The sequence below is a fragment of the Paenibacillus sp. B46(2026) genome, assembly GCF_056786355.1.
Genome location: NZ_CM165907.1, coordinates 4840559 through 4865591, shown reverse-complemented (window position 1 = coordinate 4865591; position 25033 = coordinate 4840559). Strand labels below are relative to the sequence as shown.

At 48.2% G+C, this 25033-nt stretch carries 17 protein-coding genes; 8 read left to right on the top strand and 9 right to left on the bottom strand.

Annotation, left to right across the window (positions count from 1 at the left end; genetic code table 11):
• Positions 1-86 precede the first annotated feature (86 nt).
• Together AC1S8V_RS21760 and AC1S8V_RS21755 are read left to right on the top strand one after the other, a co-directional pair.
• Positions 87-1088, top strand: coding sequence for an ABC transporter substrate-binding protein (locus AC1S8V_RS21760; RefSeq protein ID WP_482070718.1), 1002 nt, complete (start codon positions 87-89; stop codon positions 1086-1088).
• Positions 1085-3136, top strand: a complete 2052-nt coding sequence (locus AC1S8V_RS21755; protein WP_482070717.1) for an iron ABC transporter permease — start codon at positions 1085-1087, stop codon at positions 3134-3136. The genes AC1S8V_RS21760 and AC1S8V_RS21755 overlap by 4 nt, the downstream gene beginning before the upstream one ends.
• A 174-nt stretch (positions 3137-3310) precedes the next feature.
• Here AC1S8V_RS21755 and AC1S8V_RS21750 read toward each other — a convergent pair whose 3' ends face one another.
• Positions 3311-6760: an S-layer homology domain-containing protein gene (locus AC1S8V_RS21750; RefSeq protein WP_482070716.1), complete on the bottom strand. Its 3450-nt coding sequence runs from the start codon at positions 6758-6760 to the stop codon at positions 3311-3313.
• A 160-nt stretch (positions 6761-6920) separates the two neighbouring features.
• Here AC1S8V_RS21750 and AC1S8V_RS21745 point away from each other — a divergent pair, with 160 nt between their 5' ends.
• A complete protein-coding gene (locus AC1S8V_RS21745) occupies positions 6921-9014 on the top strand; it encodes a bacterio-opsin activator (protein WP_482070715.1) in 2094 nt (697 codons plus the stop codon).
• Positions 9015-9109: 95 nt separating this feature from the next.
• On the opposite strand, the gene AC1S8V_RS21740 is transcribed toward AC1S8V_RS21745, so the two are convergent.
• Together AC1S8V_RS21740 and AC1S8V_RS21735 are read right to left on the bottom strand one after the other, a co-directional pair.
• Positions 9110-10282 (bottom strand): aminotransferase class I/II-fold pyridoxal phosphate-dependent enzyme, encoded by a 1173-nt coding sequence (locus AC1S8V_RS21740; protein ID WP_482070714.1) that lies wholly within the window; start codon positions 10280-10282, stop codon positions 9110-9112.
• A gap of 102 nt (positions 10283-10384) precedes the next feature.
• Positions 10385-12457, bottom strand: coding sequence for a methyl-accepting chemotaxis protein (locus AC1S8V_RS21735; protein WP_482070713.1), 2073 nt, complete (start codon positions 12455-12457; stop codon positions 10385-10387).
• Positions 12458-12713: 256 nt separating this feature from the next.
• Between AC1S8V_RS21735 and AC1S8V_RS21730 the strand changes: the two genes are divergently transcribed.
• The gene (locus tag AC1S8V_RS21730; RefSeq protein WP_482070712.1) at positions 12714-13742 is read left to right on the top strand and encodes a leucine-rich repeat domain-containing protein; all 1029 of its coding nucleotides are present in this window, start codon (positions 12714-12716) and stop codon (positions 13740-13742) included.
• Between the two features lie 79 nt (positions 13743-13821).
• Here the strand turns inward: AC1S8V_RS21730 and AC1S8V_RS21725 are convergent, their stop codons facing one another.
• Both AC1S8V_RS21725 and AC1S8V_RS21720 read right to left on the bottom strand, forming a co-directional pair.
• On the bottom strand, positions 13822-14541 hold the full coding sequence (locus AC1S8V_RS21725; RefSeq protein ID WP_482070711.1) for an SDR family NAD(P)-dependent oxidoreductase: 720 nt from the start codon (positions 14539-14541) through the stop codon (positions 13822-13824).
• 110 nt (positions 14542-14651) lie between these two features.
• Complete coding sequence (locus AC1S8V_RS21720) at positions 14652-15014, bottom strand: winged helix-turn-helix transcriptional regulator (protein WP_482070710.1); 363 nt, start codon at positions 15012-15014, stop codon at positions 14652-14654.
• Positions 15015-15218: 204 nt separating this feature from the next.
• On the opposite strand from AC1S8V_RS21720, the gene AC1S8V_RS21715 reads away from it, so the two are divergent.
• Positions 15219-15755, top strand: coding sequence for an NAD(P)H-dependent oxidoreductase (locus tag AC1S8V_RS21715; protein ID WP_482074542.1), 537 nt, complete (start codon positions 15219-15221; stop codon positions 15753-15755).
• A 102-nt stretch (positions 15756-15857) separates the two neighbouring features.
• On the opposite strand, the gene AC1S8V_RS21710 is transcribed toward AC1S8V_RS21715, so the two are convergent.
• The 3 genes from AC1S8V_RS21710 to AC1S8V_RS21700 form a co-directional block, all read right to left on the bottom strand.
• Positions 15858-17921: a beta-xylosidase family glycoside hydrolase gene (locus tag AC1S8V_RS21710; RefSeq protein ID WP_482070709.1), complete on the bottom strand. Its 2064-nt coding sequence runs from the start codon at positions 17919-17921 to the stop codon at positions 15858-15860.
• Between the two features lie 34 nt (positions 17922-17955).
• The gene (locus AC1S8V_RS21705) at positions 17956-19884 is read right to left on the bottom strand and encodes a carbohydrate-binding protein (RefSeq protein ID WP_482070708.1); all 1929 of its coding nucleotides are present in this window, start codon (positions 19882-19884) and stop codon (positions 17956-17958) included.
• 474 nt (positions 19885-20358) lie between these two features.
• Positions 20359-20748 (bottom strand): DoxX family protein, encoded by a 390-nt coding sequence (locus tag AC1S8V_RS21700; protein ID WP_482070707.1) that lies wholly within the window; start codon positions 20746-20748, stop codon positions 20359-20361.
• A 295-nt stretch (positions 20749-21043) separates the two neighbouring features.
• Here AC1S8V_RS21700 and AC1S8V_RS21695 point away from each other — a divergent pair, with 295 nt between their 5' ends.
• Entirely contained in the window at positions 21044-22084 is a 1041-nt protein-coding gene (locus AC1S8V_RS21695; protein ID WP_482070706.1) for an NAD(P)/FAD-dependent oxidoreductase, read from the top strand.
• Positions 22085-22165: 81 nt separating this feature from the next.
• Here the strand turns inward: AC1S8V_RS21695 and AC1S8V_RS21690 are convergent, their stop codons facing one another.
• Positions 22166-22321, bottom strand: coding sequence for a hypothetical protein (locus AC1S8V_RS21690; RefSeq protein WP_482070705.1), 156 nt, complete (start codon positions 22319-22321; stop codon positions 22166-22168).
• Positions 22322-22462: 141 nt separating this feature from the next.
• On the opposite strand from AC1S8V_RS21690, the gene AC1S8V_RS21685 reads away from it, so the two are divergent.
• Positions 22463-24010: a PTS transporter subunit EIIC gene (locus AC1S8V_RS21685; RefSeq protein ID WP_482070704.1), complete on the top strand. Its 1548-nt coding sequence runs from the start codon at positions 22463-22465 to the stop codon at positions 24008-24010.
• Positions 24011-24019: 9 nt separating this feature from the next.
• On the top strand, positions 24020-24865 hold the full coding sequence (locus AC1S8V_RS21680) for a PRD domain-containing protein (RefSeq protein ID WP_482070703.1): 846 nt from the start codon (positions 24020-24022) through the stop codon (positions 24863-24865).
• Positions 24866-25033: the final 168 nt, after the last annotated feature.

The following is a 25033-nucleotide window of genomic DNA, read 5'->3' as shown; positions in this document are numbered from 1 at the left end:
ACAAAAATCCATTCCTACGGCATAATCCAATAGTGATAATGATAATTGTTATCATATAAATACATATTAACAGGGGAGATAAAGATATGAAAAAAGGGTTAAACGGATTGTTGATCATGCTGGCCTTTGTGCTGGTTTTGGCTGGGTGTGGTAAAACTAGTACTACAACAGATACAAGTCAAGGTACTGATTCGGGTAGTGCTCCCGCTGAAGAGACTGCAGGTCCTGTTACCGTGAAGCATAAACGTGGAGAGCTTCAGCTGGACAAGCCAGCAGAACGTGTCGTTACGCTTGAATGGACATATACGGAAGATGTTGTTGCCCTGGGTGTTCAACCAGTAGGTAATGCAGATAACGCTAACTATAAAGTGTGGGTAACATCCGAAGCAGCACTGGATGACAGTGTAACGGATATCGGAACACGCAGTGAACCGAATCTGGAAGCTATTGCTGCATTGAAGCCAGATCTCATCATTGCTAATGCAGATAATAACACGGCGGTCTACGATCAGCTTAACGCGATTGCTCCAACAATTGAATATGATCCGTATGATGGTAACGGCTATGATTACGACAAAATGACAGAGATCTTTAATAACATTGCAACAGCTCTGGGTAAAGAAGACAAAGCAAAACAAGTTCTTAGTGATCTCGATCAACACTATGTAGAAGCCAAAGAAAAACTGGCTGCTGCGGGGAAAGAAAACTTCAACTTTGCACTGACACAAGCGTTCACATATCAAAATGCAGTCAGCCTGCGTATGTTTACCGATAACTCGGTTGTGATTGGTACCTTGGACAAAATCGGACTGGTTAACGATTGGAAGCCCGAGAAAGTTGAGAACTATGGTTTCTCCACAGTAGGCATTGAATCCTTATCCGATGTACAGGACAGTAACTTCATTTATATTACACAACCAGACGATGATGTCTTTGGCACAGCCATGAAAGATAACTCGGTTTGGAACGGACTGAACTTTGTGAAGGAAAAACGCACATATCAACTGGATAGCACAACATGGACATTTGGTGGACCGATCTCTTCCAAGGTATTGGTTGATGGCGTAGTTGAGGCGATTACCAAATGAGTTCGGTTCAAGGATCTAAGCCAACGATGAATTGGCGCACAATAAGCATATATGGGGGCGGTCTAACCGCTCTCATCGTGCTTTTTTTTGTAAGTCTGTGTTATGGAGAGGCATCCATTCCTTTGCATGTCGTTTGGGACTCGCTTACAGGCAGACAGGATTCATTAGAGCACAATATGGTTTGGGATTTGCGTATGCCGCGTACAGTGATTGGTATTCTTGCAGGTGGTGCATTGGCTGTAGCGGGCGCTTTGTTGCAGACGATTACTCGTAATCCACTGGCTGCTTCAGATACGCTGGGCATTAATGCAGGAGCGTACTTTGTGGTGGTGCTGGGAGCAATCGCTTTTCCAGGTCTGTTAAGTCAGTCGCCTTTTCTCTTCGCAGCTCTTGGTGGTCTGCTGGCAGCATTTGCGGCTTATTTCATGGGCGGCGGACGAACATCAAGCCCGGTTCGGCTTGCGTTGTCCGGTATGATTGTATCGATGGTACTTGGTTCATTTACAAGCGCATTACATATTTTTTTCTCCATGGAAACACAAGGGTTGTTTCTTTGGGGTTCGGGAACACTCGTTCAGAATGACTGGAGTGGTGTGTCCTATGCTTGGCCTTGGGTAGTTGGCATTATTATTCTCGCGTTAATCCTGTCCAGACAGTGGGATATGCTGGAGCTGGATGAATCAACGGCTTCTTCATTGGGGCAAAAGGTTGGACTCGCTCGTGCAGGTGGTTTAATTCTCGCGGTATTGCTGGCTGCCGTGATCGTCAGTGTAATCGGGCCGATTGGCTTCGTGGGACTGGTTGCGCCACATCTGGTGCGATTGAGTGGTGTACGTTCCAACCGATTGCTGTTACCGGGTGTGTTCATATGGGGAGCGGCGCTTCTGGTTGGAGCGGATGTACTTGCCAAGATGGTGCGTAACTCCAGTATGGAGCTGCCGACAGGTGCGGTTATGGCGATCATTGGTGCACCGTGGCTCATCTGGCTTGTACTTACACGTATGAAGGCGGCGAACGGCTCAGGCATGTCCACTTCGATGAGCACAGGAGCACCTTCACGTCGCTTTGCATTCGGCCCGATGGCCGTATTATTTTCAGTCATAACTGTAGTGCTTGTCTTGCTCAGTACGATGTTTGGCGGTATGCGAATTCCGCTGGCCGATTGGTTACCGAGTCTGTTCCAATCGGATGGACTGTTCTCAGCGCTGATTCAGCTCCGGATTCCCCGTACACTTGTTGCCGCAGGTGCGGGAGCTGCACTGGCAATCAGCGGTGTGCTCATTCAGATGGCGGTACGTAACCCTCTGGCAGATGCTTCAATTGTCGGGGTGTCCTCAGGTGCAGGGCTTGGAGCGATGATGGTCATCATCTTATGGCCGGGTCTTCCAATATACTTGCTGCCAATTGCGGCAATCATCGGTGCAGCCATTGCCGCAGTGGTTGTGTTCTCCCTCGCCTGGAAGAAAGGACTGAACCCTTCGGCGGTTGTGCTGCTTGGGATCGCGATGTCGGCCATTGCTGGAGCAGGTATTCAGATTCTGATTGTACGTGGTGCCGTCTACGGTAGCAGCGGGTATATCTGGCTGACGGGAAGCACCTATGCTCGTACCTGGGAACAGGTGAAGGTTATTGGATTATTTTTAGTTATTCTGGTACCTGTGGCCTGGTGGCTGGCGCGTAGATTCGAACTGTTGGTATTCGACGACAATAGTGCATCCGGACTTGGACTGGGTGTACGCCGTACACGATTACTGGCCATGACAGTTGGTGTATTACTTGCAGCAGGTGCTGTTGCTTGTGTAGGAACCGTCGGTTTTATCGGTCTGATCGCACCGCATATGGTTCGGTTACTGACGGGGAATAAGTTAAGACGTTCGATGTTTTTATCTGCATTAGCTGGTGCAGTCATGCTGGTGCTGGCCGATACGATCGGCAGAACCGTCATGGCGCCAACAGAGATTCCATCAGGGATACTCATAGCGATGATTGGAACGCCGTATTTCTTGTATCTGATGTATCGTTCCAACTGGCGCAAGTCGATGAAGTAAATGGTTGGTATTTAAAGACACAGTGCAGGATTTGGAGTGAAAAAAGCCCGCTCATGCATCATTCATGCAGCGGGCTTTTCGGCGTTTATTTTACTATAGTAACGGTGCCATGTCGCCTTCTTCCCCCGTATCTATATTGACGAACCGCTCTTAGATAATATATAAAAACTTCGGCTACTGTGGGCTGTCGATAAACTTCATATATTGCAGCAGTCGGTTCAATACTGCCGCACTCTGAGCCCGGGTTGCCATTTCCTTAGGAGAAAACCTGTTGGTTGGCGTACCTTGCATCAAACCTGCTTCCAGTAAAATGGATACCGGTTCGGAAGCCCAGGCTGAAAGAGTGGTATGATCGGCCAACACATCCAGTACATCCTTGTTCGGCTGAGGTTTCAATCTTGCAAAATCCAATGCACGGACGAGGATTACGGCCATTTGTTCACGGGTAATGGATGCCTCTGGTCTAAACAAGCCATCACCGTAACCGTTGATTAAGCCTGCAGCCTGTGCAGTGCTTACGGCTCCAGCATACCATTGCGCTGATGGGATATCAGCAAATACTGATGTTGGAAGGTGCTCAGGCAATCCAAGGGAACGGACAAGCAATGCCGCGAATTCGGCACGTGTAACCGGGTTCTCTGGTGAAAAGGTGTCATTGTTGACACCCTCGACAATGAATTTGTTCGCAAGCATTTCGACGTCGGATCGTCCCCAGTGATCCTTCATGTCCGCAAACGCATGATTTGCCGATACGACTGCAAACATGCTGTTATGGGGTGTGGAGATGATGGCTTGCGCCTGCTTGTCATCCTTTGTGAACAGGGAAGGAACAAAATGCATCTGATCCTCTGCATCGATCCACACGGCTGTTGATTTTTCGGAATCAGCCTGCGAAGGGAGTGGAAGGATTCGTTTGCTATATCCCTGATTTAAACGTTCTGTCTGTTTTCCATCGATATAAAGGGTGAAATCCATGGGTGTGCCGATGAGTTCAAAGCCCCGCTTCGTCACCGCAGCAATCAGGGTGCTGACGATGTTGGGAGAGGCTTTACCGATGCCAATGGTAACAACCATGTTGTCAGCCAATGGGGGTAACATGTTTAGCGGCAACTCATAGCTCGCGCCATTGACCTCGAAGGTTACACTGATTTCCGGCTGCTTTTGCATCATACTCCGCAGTAACTCACCCGGCAGATCCAGGAAAACGACAGGGGATTCCGTACTGAAGCGGATCAGTATTCCCGCTTCTGAACCACCGAAGGCTTGCATGAGAGAAGCTGTATCAGGTTTGAGTCGGATTGCAGTCTGACCGTCAGGAGCTATCTCGGTTGAGGCTGTTGATTTGATGTTCAGACCGTTAATTTCAAGCTTGACTGTAGCTGGATCTTCGGCCGGCGGCAAAACATTTGGGAACCCTGAGAACGATTCCGATCCTGAAGCTGGTGAAGGTGCTGGAGTTGTACCCGGTGATGGTTGCGGCTCGGGCTGCGGGGTAGCAAGGGGCTTTAATGTAATCATGCCCGTATCCACGGCCTGCTCTGCCAGTACTTCGACGCTTCGTTCAGTGGTATCATAGCCTTTTGCACGTACAACAAGGGTTCGGATTCCTGCAGGAATCTGTTCCAGCGTAAAATGTCCCTGGTTGTCCGTAAGTATACTGATGCTGTCCACAGAAACGGAGACTCCCTCCAGTGGGGTCATTCCTGTGCCATATACAGAGCCAGTAACTGTTCCAGCCTGGGGAAATACAGTGATGGTTGCCGTTGCTGTATGGGAGCCATCTTCGGATGTAACCGTAATAATGGCTGTACCTGCAGTCACAGGCTGGACTTCCCCATGCATATCCACGGTGGCGACAGCCTCATTACTGGAGCTCCAGTGAATGGTCTTGTTTGTAGCTTCTTCCGGATCAACGATTACTGCCAGTTTAGCCGAGGGTCCACCAGAGGTCAGGTCCAGTTTAGCCGGCTCCAGATGAAGACCGTTAACTGGGACGAAATGGCGAATATGCTTTTGCTCCAGCGTGAAGCGCTGCCACGCCTGAATGAGATATTTCCCCGTATTTTCATCTTCTGTCACTTCAAAGAGGTCCACAGCCTGCCCTGGACTTGTACCAGGAATATCGGCACCTGAAATATAGGTTACCGCACCCTCAGGCAGTGCATCCCCAACCGATGGAGGAGTGCTGTCCGTGCGATCCAACATATAGGCAAAGGAATGCCCCGTTTGCGTCGGCGCTGCTGTAATACTTGTTGCTCCCACCTCTAGTCCGGGCTGAACCGATGCATCCGCAATGCCTGGAGCCTTCGTAACAACGACAAGTTGCAGAACCCGTTCAGTTGTGGCGGAGCCGCCATCCAGTAGCGAGAGGTTTACGGTGTACGTGCCGGATTGTGTCGGTGTACCTCCGAGCTCCCCGGAAGGGCTTAGGCTTAATCCTTGGGGAAGTCCGGAGGCTGTCCAGGTAAGTCCTGCGCGCGCTCCATCATAGCCCGCCAGGTCCATGGAATAGGATTCATTCTGAACCGCCTGAGGCAGCGCGGTTGTTAATATGGCAGGGCGCAGATAAGGATAACCGTTGTTGATCGCAGGATGAATGTTCCAGGTATCTGTAAAATCCCATCCAGTATAAGTAGCCTGTTGCTTCATTTCTGCTGTTGTTTTCCCATAGATCTCAATTGTGCTTTGATAAGGATCGCTTGCTCCGACAGTCATACCCGATGTCATCGTATCGTAGTATGTATCCGTTATATTTGTTTTGTAGACATATCCACCGATCGCCCCCCAACTGGAGTAGCTTCTCGGATTCAGTGTGGAGATCGCGCCAGTTGAATATGTATTTTTGAGGATATTGTATTCATCTGAGCTGCTTAACTGATAACCTACAATTCCTCCAGCATATATATGGGAGGTAGGATGGTCCTTGACAGGCTCGTTAGCTAGATTACCGGTAAAGTAAGAATCGCTTATGCTACCCATTGCCTGGGAACCTATAAGTCCACCACCATGCAAATTGTCAGATTCGCCTACTGTAACGAAAGCAGCGGAGGAAGAGTGAGACAGACGTGCATTGCTCAGTAATCCTACGATGCCCCCTGTAGGAGTGACACTTTTGTAGATGTGCCCGCTTCGTACAGTTCCTTCCGTATAGACATGATCAATGCTTCCCCCGGATTGAAAGCCGACAAGTGCGCCTGTATTGGAGCCACCTTTAATATCTGCCCTCAGGTTAATATATTGAATGCGGCCGTTGGCTTGACCAAAAAATCCATTGGACAATCGTGTGTCGTTGTCTATCTCCAAGCCAGTGATCCAATGCCCCTGTCCATCAAACGTTCCACTGAACGGAGCGTAGTCATTGCCTCCAAACGGAATCCAGTCTATTCCCGTCAAGTCGATATCCCCAGTCAGGCGAATGCTCTCTGTCAGATAAAGTTCCTGATTTTGGTTCATGTATACAAGCTGCTCTTTGGTAGATACCTGGACCCAGCCGTTCTCAACCGGAGGAATGGCATTTGGCCCGTCAGGTTCTCCTTCAGCATTTACAGAGCTGTACACTCCCATTTGTCCCGCGATCATGATGATGGCAAGCAGGATTTTCATCATGGATGAACGTTTCTTCATTTACACTTCACTTCCCCTTTGGTTTGTAAAAAATAATGTTTAATTGACAAGCATGTGTGGAATTAGGACAGTCTGTGCCAATCAAGAAATAGTATAGTATATTATAAGAAATGTGGTGTCTCGTTTTTGTTTCAAATTTGAATGGAAAGTAGTGTGCAGCATGAATCTTAGATCAGTGGACCGGAATTCCCCTACGCCGTGTATTGTCGGTTTGACCCAGGAATTGGAGGTGTTATCCAATTGGCTCGCTTCGCCTGATGTCACTTCACAAATCTTTTCCATTTCGGGAATTGGAGGCATTGGCAAGACGACGCTGCTCACGGAGATGGCGGCAGAGGCCAGGCGATGTTCAACGGTTACCTTGTGGATGGATGGACAGTTCTGCCTGCAGACGCCGCGTGCTTTTCTGTCTCATCTGGAGATGAGTCTGGAAACGGAGTATGGTCGAACACGTGCCGCAGATACACCACTTCTTGCACATGTTGTTGAAGAACTGACCCGTCAACGCACTGTCATGATTATCGATAACTGTGAAACAATAGATCGGATTGATAGCTGGCTGTTATCGAGCTTTCTTCCGCTGCTTGCAGCAAGTGAATTCTTGTTTATTGTGGCTTCCCGGACAGGTCTGCCCATTCAGTGGCATACGAATCTTTTATGGGGCAATCAGATTCACTCTTTTGCTCTGGAGCTTTTCACTCGCAAAGAGGTTCACGAATATGTGCAGTCAAGCGGCTTGCCACCCCTCGTACAGCAGGATATCGTACACAAAACAGATGGTCACCCGCTGCTGCTGGCGCTAACGGTGGATATGCTGCGACGTCAGGGAAGGGAGCGAGAGGACTACGCACAACAGATACCCGGCATATTGAGTACAGAGTTACTCAAGGAAGCAACCTCTCCCTATATGTATGAGGCTTTGCAGATACTGTCGCTGTTCCCGGCAGCGGATCAGACGATGCTGAACCAGTTGTTGACTCATCCCCTGAGTGCATTGGATTATACGGGACTGAGTACTTTATCCTGTGTGCACGCTGGAGCCGGAGGCCTTTCTCTGCATCAGTTGGTATCCCGGATGTTAAGGGAAGATTATGAGAGGCGCGACCCCGGCCATTATCAGATGATGCGTTCCCGGGTACTGGAGCTGCTTACGGAGCGGTATCCTTCAGTGAACAGGCTGTTGCAAATGCAGATTGCGGCCCACATATTGGAGCTGTACCGTGAACAATTGCCCTCGACCCATGCATATACGGATTTCTCAGTGATACGTCAACGGGAAGTGGAACAGCAGATGTCTTTTGAACCTGAAGATTTTCCTTACTTACAGCGTTTTCTTGCCGAGTCGCTGGCACGTTCGGATTGGCAATCGGAGCTTATCGAGAACGGACAGTATTCTTCATTATTAGATGATATCGCTAATTATGCGCCGGAGGGGATACGCGTCATACGGAATGCGGACAGGGTACCTTTGGCGTTCTGTGCTGGACTTTGGTTACATGACCAAACGTTGTCCATATTGGAACGATATTCTCCTAATGATATGAACATGCTGGGCGATACGGTCAACTCGGCACGCAGGCTCCCCCCTGAAGCGGCTGATACCATATGTGTCCTGTTAGCTGCGGTAGACGTGGAACAGTCTTCTTATCGCCCTGAGGAACTGGGTGGCATGCTGTTTCAATCCTGGCTAATTGATGCAATGAGCGGTCTGCGTGCAATCATTCCCACTGCGGACAGACAACTAAACATGTTACTCCCTCATTTGGGATTTGAAGAGCGGACGATGCCATCTCAGCCATATGCCAGGGAGGATATGCATGTATGGGAATTGGATTTCAGGCAGGTGACCTTTGAGGTCTGGGTTCAGCGTATTCTAAGGCAGAACATTCAGACTGCAGGCTTCATCCCGCAGGAAGCACCCCGTGTCTTGTCCCGGGATGAGGTCAGACTAATGCTTCAACATTTATATGATGATACGGTACTTGAGGAGATGGTTCCTTTACAGGCAATGGGATGCGAAGGAGTAAGGGCACGGGAGTTGGTCGTGAGCATCCTTCAGGCTGATCCACCGACCTATCCGCTTACTGATCTGGAGCAGCGTATACTTAGGGAAAGCTATTTGCTTAGAAACTATCGCAAGTCCGAGTTGGCCGAAGCTTTACATATGAGCCGCGCCACGTTTTACCGCCATTCGCGGCAGGCCTTCATCCATTTGGGCCATGCGTTCACGCAGAGATGGATGGCTTTGAAATGAAAGACCGGTAGTTGAATGATAACGATCTTAACAAACCAAAATAACGCGAGCCTGCTGCGGATTGAATCCGTCGCAGCTCGCGTTATTGGCTAATCCTACATGTTTCTGAGAATGCCGCTGTCCTCAACAGAAGCCACTGCTCGGAGAAGGTTCTCATTATCCTGCACCAGTGCCAGTCTGATATACCCTTCACCCGAAGGGCCAAAGGCACTTCCGGGTGTCACAATGACGCCTGCCCGGCTGACCAAGTCCATGGCGAAGTGTTCAGAACTCTCATAATGAGCGGGAATCCTCGTCCAGATAAACATGGTTGCTTGGGGCTTCGTTATTTCCCATCCGAGTCTGCTGAAGCCTTCGCAAAGAATGTCCCGTCTTTCCTCATAGGTTGCCCGTACCTGTTCCACTTCGGCTTGATCACCTGTGATAGCGGCAATCGCGGCCTTCTGAATCGGTAGAAACATCCCGTAATCCATATTGGATTTTAGCTTTTTCAGCATGGAGACGATGGTTGCATTGCCCACACAGAAGCCGATTCGCGCTCCGGCCAGGCCATAGGTTTTGGATAAGGAATTGAATTCCACACCGACGTCCATGGCGCCAGGAAACGCGAGGAAGCTTCCACATGATTTCCCGTCAAACACGAGCTCACTGTACGCATTATCGTGGAGCACGATAATATCATACTTCTTGGCAAAGGCAATCAGGTCGAGATAGAACTGATCCGGTGCCATCGCTGTTGTCGGATTGTTGGGGTAGGAGACCAGCATGAATTTCGCTCGATGAGCGATATCTTCCGGAATATCCTGAAGCTGAATAACATATCCGTTTTCTTCTTTTTGGGGCATGTAATACAGCTCTGCTCCGGCCAATAAAGGGCCATCCGCGAAGACAGGATAACAGGGATCAGGTACCAGAACAAGATCTCCTTCGTCGACGATGGATAGGGAGATATGAGCCAGTCCCTCCTGTGAACCGAGCAAGGAACAGATCTGTGTTCTTGGATCCAGCTCGACCTGATAGCGCTGCTTGTACCAATCGCTCGTAGCTTGCAGCAACTCACTCTGATCATTCACTGCATATATATAATTAGCCGGATCAGCTGCGGCCTCGCATAGTGCAGTTATAATGTGCTGCGCAGGTGGGATATTCGGTGTACCCACACTGAGATCAATAACCGGCTGTCCGTTCTCCAGTCTGCGGCGCTTGATCTCCAGCAACCGGGTGAAGATTCCTTCGTTGAAATGATCCATTCGTTTGGCAAAGTTCATGATGATGATTTAGCCTCCAATCCTCTTCGTACGCATATTCATTAATAATAAATGGATAACGTGCAAATGAGAAGAGGAAAGAGGGAGTCCATTGTACTTGTACTATTCAACCTTGAACTGGTTCAGTTCGTCTTGCAATTTATTGGATAACTGATTCAATTGCTTCGAAAGATCTGCTACCTGTTCGATGCTATCCAATTGTTCCTGCGTGCTGGCGCTTACTTCTTCCGTCGATGCCGAGTTCTCCTCTGTGGTGGAAGAAATGATCTCTAGTGCCTGGAATATCTCATCTTTGTGTTTGTGTACATTGGCGGTATTGCTCGTGATCTGCATCATACGCTGCTGTAGATCTTTCAGGTCTTTGTTAATGCTGAAGAATACATGCTTGGTATCTTCCACGGATTTGGCATTCTCCTCCGCAATCTTCATACCGCGCATGGTATGTTCAACCGACAGGGTTGTTTTCTCTTCAATCACATTCACTTTTTTGTTGATTTCCTCTGTTGCCTGAGCGGTCTGTTCGGCAAGTTTGCGAACCTCTTCGGCAACGACAGCAAATCCTCTTCCATGTTCGCCAGCACGCGCAGCCTCAATGGAGGCATTCAAGGCGAGCAGGTTCGTCTGAGAGGCAATCTGCTTGACCGTATCTACAAAACTGGATATTTCATTCCGGCTCAGATCAATCTCCTGAATAATAGAGGACACGGCTTGGGTGGACTGATGGTTTTCCTCGGACCATTTCGATAATTGTTCCACGACTGCGAGTCCTTGGCTGCTTTGATCGGCAGATGTCTGCACGACCGTTCCCATAGCCTGCGCATCGGTAGCAATTTCATCAATTTGGCTGGATAACGAGCCTGTTTTGCGTAAAATATTTTCCGTTTCGATGGACTGATAATTCGTTGCATTGGCAATCTCGTTGATGGCTGTCGATGTGTCATTCATGGTCACAGCCGTTCGTGAGGAGATGGCTTGCAGATCATTCGACGACTGGTTCAGGATTTGCGCCGAGCTGCCAACCATCTGCAGCATGCCCTGAATTTTCTGTACCATGGAATTCAAGCCTGTGGCGATCTGTCCAATTTCATTATTAGATTTGATATCCAGTTTGACAGTCAGGTCACCTTGTTCAATCTGTTTGATCTTGGCCAGCAGCTGTGGTATGGAGCGTAACAGACGGCGAAGGGTAATGTAACAGATAATCACAAGCAGAAGGGTGGCTGCAGCAAAGCCGCCAAGCGTAATCCACGTGAACGTTTTTAATTCACCCAGCACTTCTTTCTCTGTTATCGTCAGACCAACGGACCATCCCGTATCCTTGCTGGTAGCGTAGCCGATATAACGACGTTCCCCATTGTCATTCATAAGCTGTATGTCGTTTTCACCCGCAAGCATTTTCTTGCCGATGTCCCCCATGTCCCCCGTACTGTCCAGGATGTTCTCCTTCAGCACTTTCTCTTGATCGGGATGGTACAAAATTTCTCCGCTCTTGGACAGCAGCATCGAATAGCCCGTGCTACCAAGGGAATAACTCTCCATGATGGCTGGAATATCCTTGAACGCAATATCCGCTGCGGCGAAGCCGATCATGTTATTGTTGTCGTCTTTGATGGGATAAAAGATACCCATAAGTACATCGCCTGCTGCAACGTCAATGTATGGATCGGAGAAATAAAGCCCGTCTGCGCCGGTAACTGGCTTGTAGTATGGACGTGACTGGATATCAAAGTCCGGTGCAGATACGACACCATCATTTTGAATCCAAAAGCCTTTTCCATTCAGACCCGCGACCCAGGCATCGGCAAACGAAGGCTCTGCCTTAACGATAGCGGCGAGTGTCGCCTGTGTTTCCGCAGCATAGGTAGAACTTGCCGCATCCGCAGCAGATGCTGTTGTTTCTATGTATTGCTGAAATAATGTGTTGGTGGACATTTGCTTGACCAGCGCGCCCTTTTCCTTGAATAGTGCATCAAATTCACTAACAATGGCTTGTGTCTTGGTCTGGAGCATGGATTCCTGCTGTTTCACCAGAATGTTTCGTGTGCTTGCAAACATAAATGTTCCCAGCACGGCAAAGACGACTACGATAATGACCAGCAGCACAATGGACAACGTATTTGCCATACTGGATGTCCGTGCTCCCGTTTTCCCCCACTTGTTCAATATGTTCGACATATTCCATCTCCCCAGATGAGTAATAAAAAGCTCAAAACGCCTAAGTTATATGTCGGTATGATCTCTAGTTTTATGTAGATTTCTGTCGAATAATCCTGAAAGCAACGGAAAGGAAAGGCATGAGTATGAGAAGGATGAAAGGGAGGGATGAAAAAGAGGAAAGGAATGAAAAAACGAGGATCGGTGGTGGTTCATCCAGTCGATCTTGTTTATAATGGAATGAATTGGAACTATGGATGGAAAAGGAGGATTATTTGTGAGTGAGTTATGGCATGCTTCAATACAGGGGGTTCCATGGAATGCCGAAAAGATGCACCAGGCGGTGCATCTGTTGCGCCGTAGAGCAACGGTTCATTTTCGCGTTGGCGCGGATACACACGAGGACCTTGCCGAGCTCGATGCCAAAGTATTCTTTGCCCGGCCGGATCTGATCCTACACATATCACATATGGACCCTAAAGGGGTATATTCATCCGGATTTTTGGGGCGACTGGCACAGTTGAAACATGTGTCTGCCTTGCAGCTTGATCTTTCGCAGGCACAGGATTTGACGATTCTGGGTGCGATGGAGCAACTGCAGTTTCTAAGATTGAATTCACCTGCAAAGGGGACCGTGCTCGATTTTATTAAACACTACAAGCGATTGACCTTTCTTGAACTGCGTGGCAAATTCAACGGATTTGCCTCCATTGCGGCATGCCTCCAACTGCATACACTCATTCTGAACTGCACGGTCGAAAGTGTTGATCTTTTGGCTGAACTGCCCATGCTTCAGTATCTGTCCCTGGATCACTGTGAGTTAAAAGGGGGACTGGATGTATTGACACAGTCGACCATCTCAATGTTGAAGCTAAGCTCTGTTCGCAAACTGACGAGTATTCAGGGACTCGAACAGATGCGCGGGCTGGAATATCTGCATCTGTCGTTGCCCAAGCTGGAGCAGTTATGCGACTTTTCCCATATGACCTCTCTCAGACAGCTCGAACTGGACTATATGAAGTCGTTGCGGGATACCAAACATCTATGGACAGCCCGTGCTTTGGAGTCTATTGAACTGAAAGAGATGAATACGGCGCTCAAGGCGGATTCTTTTGCTGGACTGACCGGGCTGGAGCATTTGCGCCAAATCGATTTTCGTTTTATTGATGTTAACAAAGGACGAATTGCAGCTATGCGTGATCACCTGGACAAGGCCGGAAAATCCCATTTGTTATATGAAAATATCCCTGAGCATGAACGCCTGAATTCCGTAGGTATTGCGCACTTATCGAATATATTAATGTAAACGGGCTTCTGTCCAGCGTGTGTATACAGAGCGAACTCAGGTGAACGGACCGATTAAGGTGGACAGATATCATTGCTAACTAGGTGTTCGTATCCGTTAAGGCGGGCATGTTGATCTCTTTCACGCAGGCCGCTTTGGACAAGCTGATGATACATTGAACGATGGCAACCATATCCTGCAGGGGAATACGGGTCCCGTCATACTCAGAGAGTGCGCGTTCCATCCCGTCTTCATACGGAATTTCTGCCGCCAGTTCTCCCGGGTTGATGCATGTCACCGCGATGCGGTCATTTCTCGTATGCTCTCTTAGAGCTTCCGTAATACCCCGTATGGCAAATTTGGAGGCGACAAAAGAAACCTGGCTGCTGCCTGCATTGCTCAAACCGGCTGTTGAACCGATCAGGATGATCTTCCCTGCTTCAGACTGGCGGAGCTGAGGCAGTAAAGCCTGTATACATACAATTGTAGAAGTCACATTCACATGGATCAGCTGACTGATATCTGCGGGTTCATCCCGATCAAACGTGTAGTGCTCTTCAAATCCTTCCTTTTCCCAGATCCCCACGTTATAAATAAGCACATCCAACGTCTCGCCTTGAAGTTGGCTGGCAACTTGCTCCGCGGCCTGAAGCTCGGAAAGATCAGCCTGAATCCATATTCGCTGGACGCCATCCTCCACGGACAGACTTTCCGGCTTGCTGCGGGAGACCACCCAGACCTTATCACCGGATTGTGGCACGCCTCTGACAAATGCATCGCCTAATCCCTTGCTTGCACCAAAGACAATTATATTTTTCAAATAAAGCCCTCCTTATCAATTAAAATTTAATAATATTTACATTAATCTATATCTTACTATAGAGGTGATATATGGAACATGAAGTTTACATGAGGTATGCTTCATCCTTATCAAGATTCGGGATGCTTGTTCTCCAACAATACGATATCTTCGCCCCGTTGCTGCCTGAGAGCAATATTGTCCCTCCCCCAAGCACACATGACATCCACGATGGTGTTGGCGGTAACGCCATATTCTGTAAGTCCATATTCTACTTTGGGAGGCATCTGTTGGTAGACATGTCTGGTGACAAGGCCGTCCCGCTCCAGCTCGCGCAATTGTTGAATTAACACTTTTTGCGAAATGCCCGGGATGCTGCGCCCTAATTCGCCCGTTCTCTTTACCCCGGACATCAATAAACAGATGATCAGAGCCTTCCACTTGCCACCTATAATTTCGAGCGTCGCTTCAATGCCCAGATTGTATTGTTTCATCCTGATTCACCTCAAGTTAAATTTTACGTGTTATATAGGGTGTAACTATTTATTTTCTCACGGTTCTGACACTGAAGTCCATACACACTTTGAGGTAACCATCTTACTTCATTGTGTGTATTTTCTTTTGACTGGATGTGGTCGATAATGGTCCATATTCAATTAAAGAAACCAACACCCTGGATGGGAAGAAAGGAACTTATGATGAAAACACTTGTTATTCTGGCACATCCCGATATGGAAAGTTCAAGAGTCAATCGTCGCTGGAAGGAGGAGTTGTTGCAGCATACAGATGATATTGTTCTTCACGAATTATATTCGGCCTACCCCCATTGGAAGATTGATGTTTCCCGAGAACAAGAGTTGCTGGAGACGCATGATCATATTATGTTGCAGTTCCCGTTATATTGGTACAGTTACCCACCGCTGCTGAAAAAATGGTTTGATGACGTGTTCACTCATGGGTGGGCATACGGATCGAAAGGGAATCGATTGAAGGGAAAGCGAATGGGACTAGCGATGTCCATAGGGGATAAGCAGGAGAATTATGCGAAAGATGGTTCTATCGGTTACAGCGTAGAGGAACTTGTTGCACCTTTCGTAGCAAGCATGAATCATGTAGGGGTTCAGGCACTGCCGCATTATGCAGTCTATGGTGCCTCGTTCCAGGCTACGGATGAAGAGATTAACCGAAGTGCTGAAGGATACATGCGTTATATAAAACAGTTCCGGGCTTTTTGAAGTTAAAAAGGTGAAGATCTTCATAAGAAATGTACTGAAAAGGACCTGGATCCACACATGGTGGAGTTCCAGGTCCTGATCAATAAGCGAATAAAACCACATTTATTCTACGCGGAAATAATCGAAATCTGCATATCCTCCGGTAGACTTCGTTGCATAATTGAATAGTGCAAACCGGTATCCCATAAAGTGTGGCAGTGTGTAAGACATTTGAAGTGTATTGCCAATGGTTGTCCAGTTGCTGCCATCCAGACTATATGCAAAGTAGGCTTTGTCTGTCTGGTTCGTAAAATCACAGATGACGCGAAGATAGATTCTGTTCTGATTTAGTGGCACAGTTGTTACTTCGGTCATGGTGCCCGAACTGGCATTAGCCATAACGATGGATTTGGTGCTGCCCGTCATTTTTACGCCGACAAAACCATATCTGGCCTGAAAAGCAGCGAGTCCAGCATAATCACCATCCTTCATGCCTGCTGTATCCAAAGCGGTCATCCCTGTGCTTTTTGGACCAAAGGTTCGTTGTGTCAGCGTGTTGCGGGCTTCTAACAGGTTTTTGATGATTTTGCCTGCAGTTAACCGCATGAAACCGGGCCGCTGGAGCAGGGACCAGTTGGCAGCATCGGGGTTATGATTCCACTGCCAGAAAGTAGTGAGACTGGATGTACCAGAAGATGAATTGCTCGTCAGGGAGACGTCATCCACATAAAACGCCATCAGATCATTGGTCGGGTCCGGATTCGAGTTGTACGGTGTTTCAACAAAAATAAAACTTTGGGACAGGTCTGCATTTGACGGAACGGTATACGTACCTTGAAGGGTACCCCACTGTCCGCGGGTTAACGTCGCACTGCCCATAATGGTAATTCCGGTATAACTTGCACCGTTCTGGATGCTAAGATTGAACGTTTTGGTTGCAGGACCACTGGTGTATTTGATCTTTGCAGAAAAAGAATACGTTTCTCCAGGTACCAGCTTGCCTGTAACCATCTGTTTGGCTCCGCCTGCTGTCTGCTGTCTGCCGCTGACGAGCAGGCTTTTTGTACCGCTGAACGCTTCGGCATTTGTTACGGTGATGGTCGCCGTATTATTGCTGGTCCACGGCTGAAGGGTGCTTTCTTCGAAGCCACCGTTCACTAACAGTTGCGTTACTGAGGGTGTGCCTGATGTGGTTGCGTTGAACTCATCGGACCCGTAGATTTTGGCAGCAGGCTGACCTTCAACGGGCATATTCATGTTAAGGGGAACCTTGCCGTTCACCCCAAACACAGGCCAGTTATCCGACCACGTCACTGGAACGAGATAGGGGATGCGCCCAATGGCCCCGCTATCACGAAACAGCAAGCCGTACCAAGCGCCGGATGCGGTATCCACGATGCCTCCTTGGGCGATTCCCGAGTCTCTTAGTACAACTTTACCTGTGTATGGACCTGTCAATGTGTTTGCACGATAGGCAAGCTGAATGCGGCCGTCACCCGAAGGCCAGGCAATCAGGAATACATAGTACATGCCATTGATCTTCTGAATGTGTGCTCCTTCTGCCTTTACAATCATGTTAGAGCCAGCTATACTGCTCGCGTTTGGAATCAGGACCTGATTGAGCCCGCCGGACTTGACGGCCTTGGCATCAGGCGTCAGCTCAACGATACTGATGTTATCACTGCCATGAACAAGAAAGGTTCGATTCCCGTCAAACATTAGGGAGGGGTCATGGTAATAACTGTTCAATGTGTAAGGTGTCCACGGCCCTGTTTCAATATTACTGGTTTGGTAAATATACGTCTTGCCCGTGGAAAGCGAGCCAAAGGCTACATAATATATACCGTTGTTGTACCGCAAGCTGCTCGCCCAGGAACCACGTCCATACTCGTTTTGTCCATTGTTCAGATTCTGTATGTCCCCGTTTCCAAGCGTATCGTATACATAGTTTACGATGCTCCAGTTGACCAGATCATAAGACTTCATGACAGGAACTCCCGGATTCATATGCATCGTTGTGCTTGTCATATAAAATGCATTGCCCACCCGAATGACGTCACTGTCAGGAACATCCGCGTAAATAACCGGATTGCTGAACGTAGCTGCGGAAGCGGTAGGACTTGTCCCAGACAGCGATGCCACAAGTAATGGAAGAGAGAGCAGAAGCGTACTGATTTTTTTCCACATAACTTGTCCTCCCAAATCTATCCTGACCTTTGAGTTATTGCGAGTGTTCAAGATAATCAATATAAGCATCCCATGTGCCGTTATCCGTTGTTACGACCAGCTTGACTTCCTGATTGCCTGTAGCATGTGTGATGTTCGACAGGGTCTGTACGGTCGGCTGTGTACCGGTAAAGTAGAATGAACCTGCCGTTACACCCCCGATGACCAGATCAACACGGGCCGTATCATTGTTGTTGGAAGCACCGCGGACAGAGAAATGATGGGTCGGGAAAGCATAATATTGATTGTATGCAGCATAATCATTGTTCGCGTAAAGAGCGACTCCATTAAAAGGGGAACTGATTACGCCAGCGTATTGGCCGCCAAGCGTCATGTTTTCCGTTTCGATTCGAGTAACGGACGGGTTAGGATTGGGGTTAGGGTTGCCGCCCGAACCGGATGTGAACTGCCAGTAGTCCAGATTGAACAGATTTGCGTTACCTGCGCCTGTAAACACCAGATATAAACGATGTACACCTGTTGCGTTGGTTACATTTGTCTCCATCACGCGCCAAGTCTGCGAACCGCCGGTTGAGCTTACGTTGAGTGTTCCAGCCAGAGGACCTGTCGGACTGTCTAGCCGAATCTCGATGTTGCCATTTCCGGTAGAAGCGACATTGGCCTTGAATTTGGAGGCTCCAGCTGAGCCAAAATCAACATTGCCAACCGCGATCCAATCCCCATTATGAATATTAGTGACATTCTGATTGGCTACAGGTCCACCGCTCGCTTGACTCGGCTCAGTGTTAATTCCTGCTTGCCAGCCAATGGTTTCGGCTTCCACCCGGACATACGGGTTGAGGTTAGTGATCTGAGGTACACCTGTCATATTCCCTTGAACCTCTTGGATTGTTCCATCCGCATTATGTGTGAGTTTGTTGATATGTGTGGAACGGTATCCTTTGCCTTCACCGAGAAATGCTCGACTCACTGTTTGCGCATGGTACGCCACATACCATTCGTTGTTGAATTGGAACACGGCATGGTGGTTATTGCCGCCTACGCCGAAGAACGTGCCAGGATTTTTCAGAAAGTGTCCTTTATACGTGAAAGGCCCCATCGGGCTGTCGCTTACCATGTATCCGATCTCACCTTTTGGATATGCAGCGGGATGTGTTCCTGCGAAGTTGATGCAGTAGGAGTAGTAATATTTGCCGTTATACTTGTGAATGCCGGAATCTTCAAACATATAAGGAGAATCAATAGTCACAGCACTGCCCACCACACTGGTCATGTCGGCACCGAGACGAATGACCCGAGCTGTTTTGGGATTGGCAATGGAAGCAGCATTGGTATCGTTTGGAATGCCGCCTCCAGCATACAAATAAGCAGAGCCATCATCATCAACAAGTACAGCCGGATCAAAGAGCCAGGTTACACCGGACATACCCGGTGTTCCGTGTGTCAGGAGGGCACGTCCGAGCGGGTCGGACCAGGGACCGATGGGAGAATCCGCTGTTAATACCCCAATACCTCCGCCCGAGTTGGCAAAATACAGGAAAAATTTTTCTTTTCCAGCAATGGTTTTCTTTGCCATGGCAGGAGCCCAGGATTGGGTGGCCCATTTGGCAATACCTTGTCCATTATTGGCATTGTTTGCACCCGCTACCGGGATGGAGCCATGATCTGTCCAGTTCACCATGTCGGCTGAAGAGATGACGTTAATTTTTCCGATCGTGCTGTACTGGTTCTCTCGGACAGAGCCGTCGCTGTTGTACAGATATGCATCACCTGTCATGTAGACATAGACCCGATTGTTATGGACGAGCACATAAGGATCGGCTCCCAGTTTATGATCGATGAGGGGATTGGAATTTCCAGGAAGTTTGGCAACGGCTGCATTGGCTGCATGGCTCGATTCAGCGGGCAGGGTGACAAAGATTAGCAGACAAGACAACAACAAAACTAGCGGTTTACGAATCATACGTTTCGCCTCCATGAGATTGGATTAGTTGGTGAACTGAAATTCAGAATAGCAGAGATGTTGAAATGCCGAAAAAACGAAGAGATTTCCCTCATGTCACCCCCCTCTTGAAATAATTGTTAGTTTGGCTGTTAGGTTAAGTCTTCATGTTGTCATATATGGTTTAAGCCAGACGACCTGTGCACCGGGTACGTGGTCACGGCAGCAAGGGGAGTGGCTATAACCCGAAGTAAGCCTGCATCTGTGTATGCGATTAGAAAAGCTATAATCTGTCAGGTTTCTTTTTGTAATCGCTTTCAATAAAATGAGTTAGAACACTGAAATTTGGCGAAGAAAGAGGTTAGGTTGCATTTAAATGTAATTATTTTTCAAATTTTCTTTAAAATGTTTATTAACTTGACGATATCATATCACAATTTTAAGATAATACAATCTTTTTCTATTTTTTAGTAGAGGATGAAGAAGATCATTATTCTATGTGTTTAACATTGGGCTTGATGGTAAAGAACATGTTGCAGAATGATTTGACATCATCCATAGCGGCAAGGAGGCTTTATAGAAAATCAGGTAATAATGAAAGGATTCGTCCGTTGGGATGATGTCCAGACGGGTGTTTTTGCCCCCATGAAGCATATAGAATGGTTGTGTAGCATGCTCATTTCCGTCTAAGATCACGGTTGCATTGCCATTCGTTACGTACAGAAAGGCGCTGGCAGGGAACATCAGAACAACTAGACTTTTTGGCACATCATTTACCCAGGCCCATGTGTTTTTTGACGACTCGATACGAACGGTTTTCATCCATCCTGAGTATACGAAGCCTGCCGCCAATATGATTTGTACGATCACTAATGTCACATTCATCTTTTCTTATCCCCTCACTTGCTCGATTTTGATATCTGCCTCTATACTAAAGTGAGAAGGCGCAATCTGGAAGTAGGCACTTAAACCTAACCAGGTAACCAAAAGTAAACCTTGGCATGGTCAGAAAGTGAGGAATAAGAATGACGGTGTATTGCAAATTCGGAACGGCGCTGGAAATCCTCACGGGCAAATGGAAATCATTGATTCTTCTACGGCTGCTGAGCAACAATACAAATACGGTTCAGCGAATTACAAACGAAGAAGACGAAATTAGGGTGACAAGGGAGAGTTAGTTTTGAATAAACAAAAAATTGTGATTGTTGGTGCAGGGATTGTTGGGGCGTGTATGGCCTATCATCTATCCAAACGAAATCAAGATGTCACCGTTATTGAACGACACCCCGCCGCGGCGCGTGAAGTCACGGAAAAATCATTTGCCTGGATACATACGACTCATAGGGTAGCTCCGGAATACTGGCATTTGTATGATGCAGCTGTGGAAGAATATCACACACTTCAGCAAGAGTTGTCCGAACTGAAAATTCATTGGCATGGAGCGCTAACTTGGGACACTCCGCCCCTAAGGGAGCAACACCACTCTCAAAAATTAAACCGGGAGCAGCTGGAGGCATTGGAGCCCAATCTGAAGGAATATCCGGATGAAGCCATGTTTGTCAGCGAAGAAGGTGCGGTGGACCCTATAGCGGTAACGGAGCTGTTGTTGAGCAAAGCCCAAGAGTACGGAGCAAAGATTCAGTTCGACACCAACGTCACACAGCTGCAGCAAGAGGGTTCCCGCCTGCTTGGCGTTCATACGTCCAAGGGTTTTGTGGAGTCGGATGTCGTGGTATTGGCCGCAGGTACAGGTACACCCGAACTTTGTAACCCTTTAGGTTGTTACGTGCCTGTAACATCGTCACCTTCCATTCTGATTCGGATGAAAACTGCGAATAAACTGATACACACATTAATCTCCAATGCGCAATTTGAAGCGCGTCAACTGACGGATTATACGCTGCTGGCTGCGGAAGATTATATCGACGAGTCGGATGAAAACGGACCACTGGCGGTCGGTAAGCGAGCGTACGACACATTGCGTCGCAGTCTGAAGCACGGAAATCAACTGGAACTTGAAAGCATAAAGGTCGGATGGAGACCCATGCCTGCAGACGGGTATCCGATCGTGGGCTTCCAAGATCAGATTAAAGGACTTTATCTGACGGTGATGCATTCTGCGATTACACTGGCGCCGCTGATCGCCCATCTAGCTGCAAGTGAAATAATGTATGGGGAATCGAGAAATGAATTAGACCCTTGTCGACTCTCCCGGTTTTAGGACCACTCCACAACGAAAAAATACATCCCCACATGAGGATGTACTTCAATTTACATACGGTATATCTGTTTAATTCTTCTTCTACTCTTCCCCGGTAGCCACCGAATTCTCCTCATAACTGATCCAGTCGCTCCAGCTTCCGGCATACACTTCGAACACGGCGTGGACGGTCTGCTGGAACTGGATGAACAGCCAAGATGAGCCATTGTCCTCAGAATAGTGGTATTTCCTGACCATTGATTTTGGAAAGTGAAGTGGTCACAATAGTAATATTGCCATAAATGACGGAATTGTTATTTTTGAAGAAGATCAACTGTCCATGATAGATCGTCGATCTTTCAATGTCCGTTTAATGCTAAGTAACAGGGAGGAGCATCCATGCAGCAGGATGACCGGAGTGTCACAAAGGGGCGTAGTTCTGCAAGGGCATTGGCCACGCAACTTATTGAATGGTCCGGAGGAGCGGACAATATTATCGAAAGCACCCATTGCACGACACGACTCCGACTCCGGTTGCAGAACAGTGATCTGGTGGAACAAGAACGTCTTGACGGTATGCAGGAAATTCAAGGGGTGTTCGTTCGTGCTGGACAACTGCAGGTTATTCTTGGTCCCGCTCTTGTCTCGAAGGTTAATCGCCAGGTGAACGGCATGCTTCAGTCAGCTGCTTCGTCCATACCCAAAGAAGACAGCCCGAATGGACCTGTAACACCACGGATACACGAAGTAGATCATACTGATTCCTATCCAATGCCTTCCGTGTCTACGGCTAGCAGATGGGCCAATGATAAGGGCCTTCATTCAAAAGCGCTGTTGCGCAGGTTGATGGACGCATTCCAATTCTTTTCTGATATCGTGGTGCCCATTATTCCGCTCTTCGTCGGGGCAGGGCTGCTGTTGGGTCTCTTGGGTCTTGCGGGGGCATTCGGTTGGGATGATCCTGGCCAAATGTGGTTCCGGATTCTGTCCCTGCTGACGGGTTCAGCGTTCCAGCTGATGGCGGTTCTTTTCGGGTACAACACGGCCAAGCGGTTCGGCGGAACCCCGGCGCTTGGTGCCGCTGTTGGGATTGTCATGACTTATCCGGGGATTATTCCGTTCACTGAAATCGGTGGAGATCCAGCCTTTGCTCAAGCTTTGCCCATATCCCCGCAATTCGGGTATCAGGGAGCCATAATCCCAACCGTTCTTGCGGCGTTTATGCTGACGATAATTGAGAAAAGACTACGCCGATGGATACCGTCATCCGGAGCTGTTCTGCTCGTTCCCTTTTTAAGCTTTAGCATCGCGGGCAGCCTTGCGATACTGGTTATTGAACCCCTTGCTCTTGGTCTGGGTCGTTCGCTGGGAAATATTCTGGAGCACGTCTTCAATTACGGGAGCTTGCTATTTGGCCTTCTGCTTGGAGGGATATACAGCTCCATTGTGCTCACCGGTCTCCATCACGGGATTCAGGCTGTCGAGGTTGGATTGATTTCCAATCCGGATATCGGCTTCAATTTCTTGCTTCCGATCTGGTCCATGGCGAATATCGCGCAAGCAGGGGCCGGTCTTGCAGTGTATGCCAGAACCCGTGACGGAGCATTAAGGAAAATAGCTTTGCCTGCCTCGATCACGGCGCTGTTCGGTATCACCGAGCCAGTCACCTACGGTGTTAATCTTAAACTTGGGCGCCCCTTTCTGGGTGCTGTTGCCGGAGGAGCCGCCGGAGGGGCATATATGGCTTTTCATCAGGTTGTGGCCAATTCATTTGGGCTAACCGGAATCCCGATGATCGCTTTTATCGTACAGCCCGGGTTGATGAATCTTGTTCATTATCTGATCGGTTTTGTGCTTGCTCTAGCCACGGCTTTTAGCGTTACCTTGCTGCTCGGCGTGGATCGCAATGTTCGACCAGATACTGATAAACTTAATGAACAGGCATAGGAGACTAACATGAAGATCAAAAAAATACTCAACAATAACGCCGCTGTGGTTAACGATCATGGGGAAGAGAAAATTGTCATGGGGGCGGGGATTGTTTTCCGAAAAGGAAAAAATGATATTGTAGACCCAAGCCTTGTTGAAAAAGTGTTTGTGATGACGGATCCAAAACAGTACAACCACCTTCAGGAAATACTGGGAACCCTGCCCGAAGAAGAAATTGCGGTCACCCAGCAGATCATCACTTTCGCCGAGAAATCATTGGGCGTCACGTTCCATGAGCATATTCACATCGCGCTTACAGACCATCTCTCGTTTGCCCTGGAGCGGATTGGCAAGGGAATCGAAATACGAAACACACTTCTTGAGGAGATTCGTATCCTCTATCCAAGAGAGTTCCAGCTCGCGCTTCATGCCAAGCATCTGATCCACAAGAAATTACAAGTAGCCATCCCGGAAGATGAGGTTGGTTATATCGCCATGCATATCCATACTGCCTGGAAGAATGCGGGCATGCGCCACAAGGCTCCGGAAAAGACGGCCATGATCAGGGATATCGCAGAAGGTGTGGGACATGTTGCCGGTGTGCTGGATCGGGGGTCTGCGAACTATGAGAGACTTTTGACCCAGATTGAGAATATGCTGCAAACGGATGAATCAGGCAGACTTCGCAATGAACTGAATCCGGAGCTTGTAACGATTGCAAGGATGAATTTTACCGAAGCATATACACAGGCCCTCGAGATCGGTGAAATGGTTGAAGAGGATTATGGATATACTTTTACCGAAAGCCAACTGGTTGTGATCGCCATGGAGATCAGCCGGATAGATCATCGACTTCATCCATCCTTGGATTGATTCTTTTGCTTGGTATACTGAGTCTCTGGTCCTTGAGCTAAATCGGGAGTTTCGATCTATAGCCAAGTTTTGATCAGACCCTATAGAATAGTTATCGACAGTTGAATATGTCGGGATTGTTACTGGTAAGCAGGCAAGACCTAAAAGTCCGTTGGGATCGGTGTATCC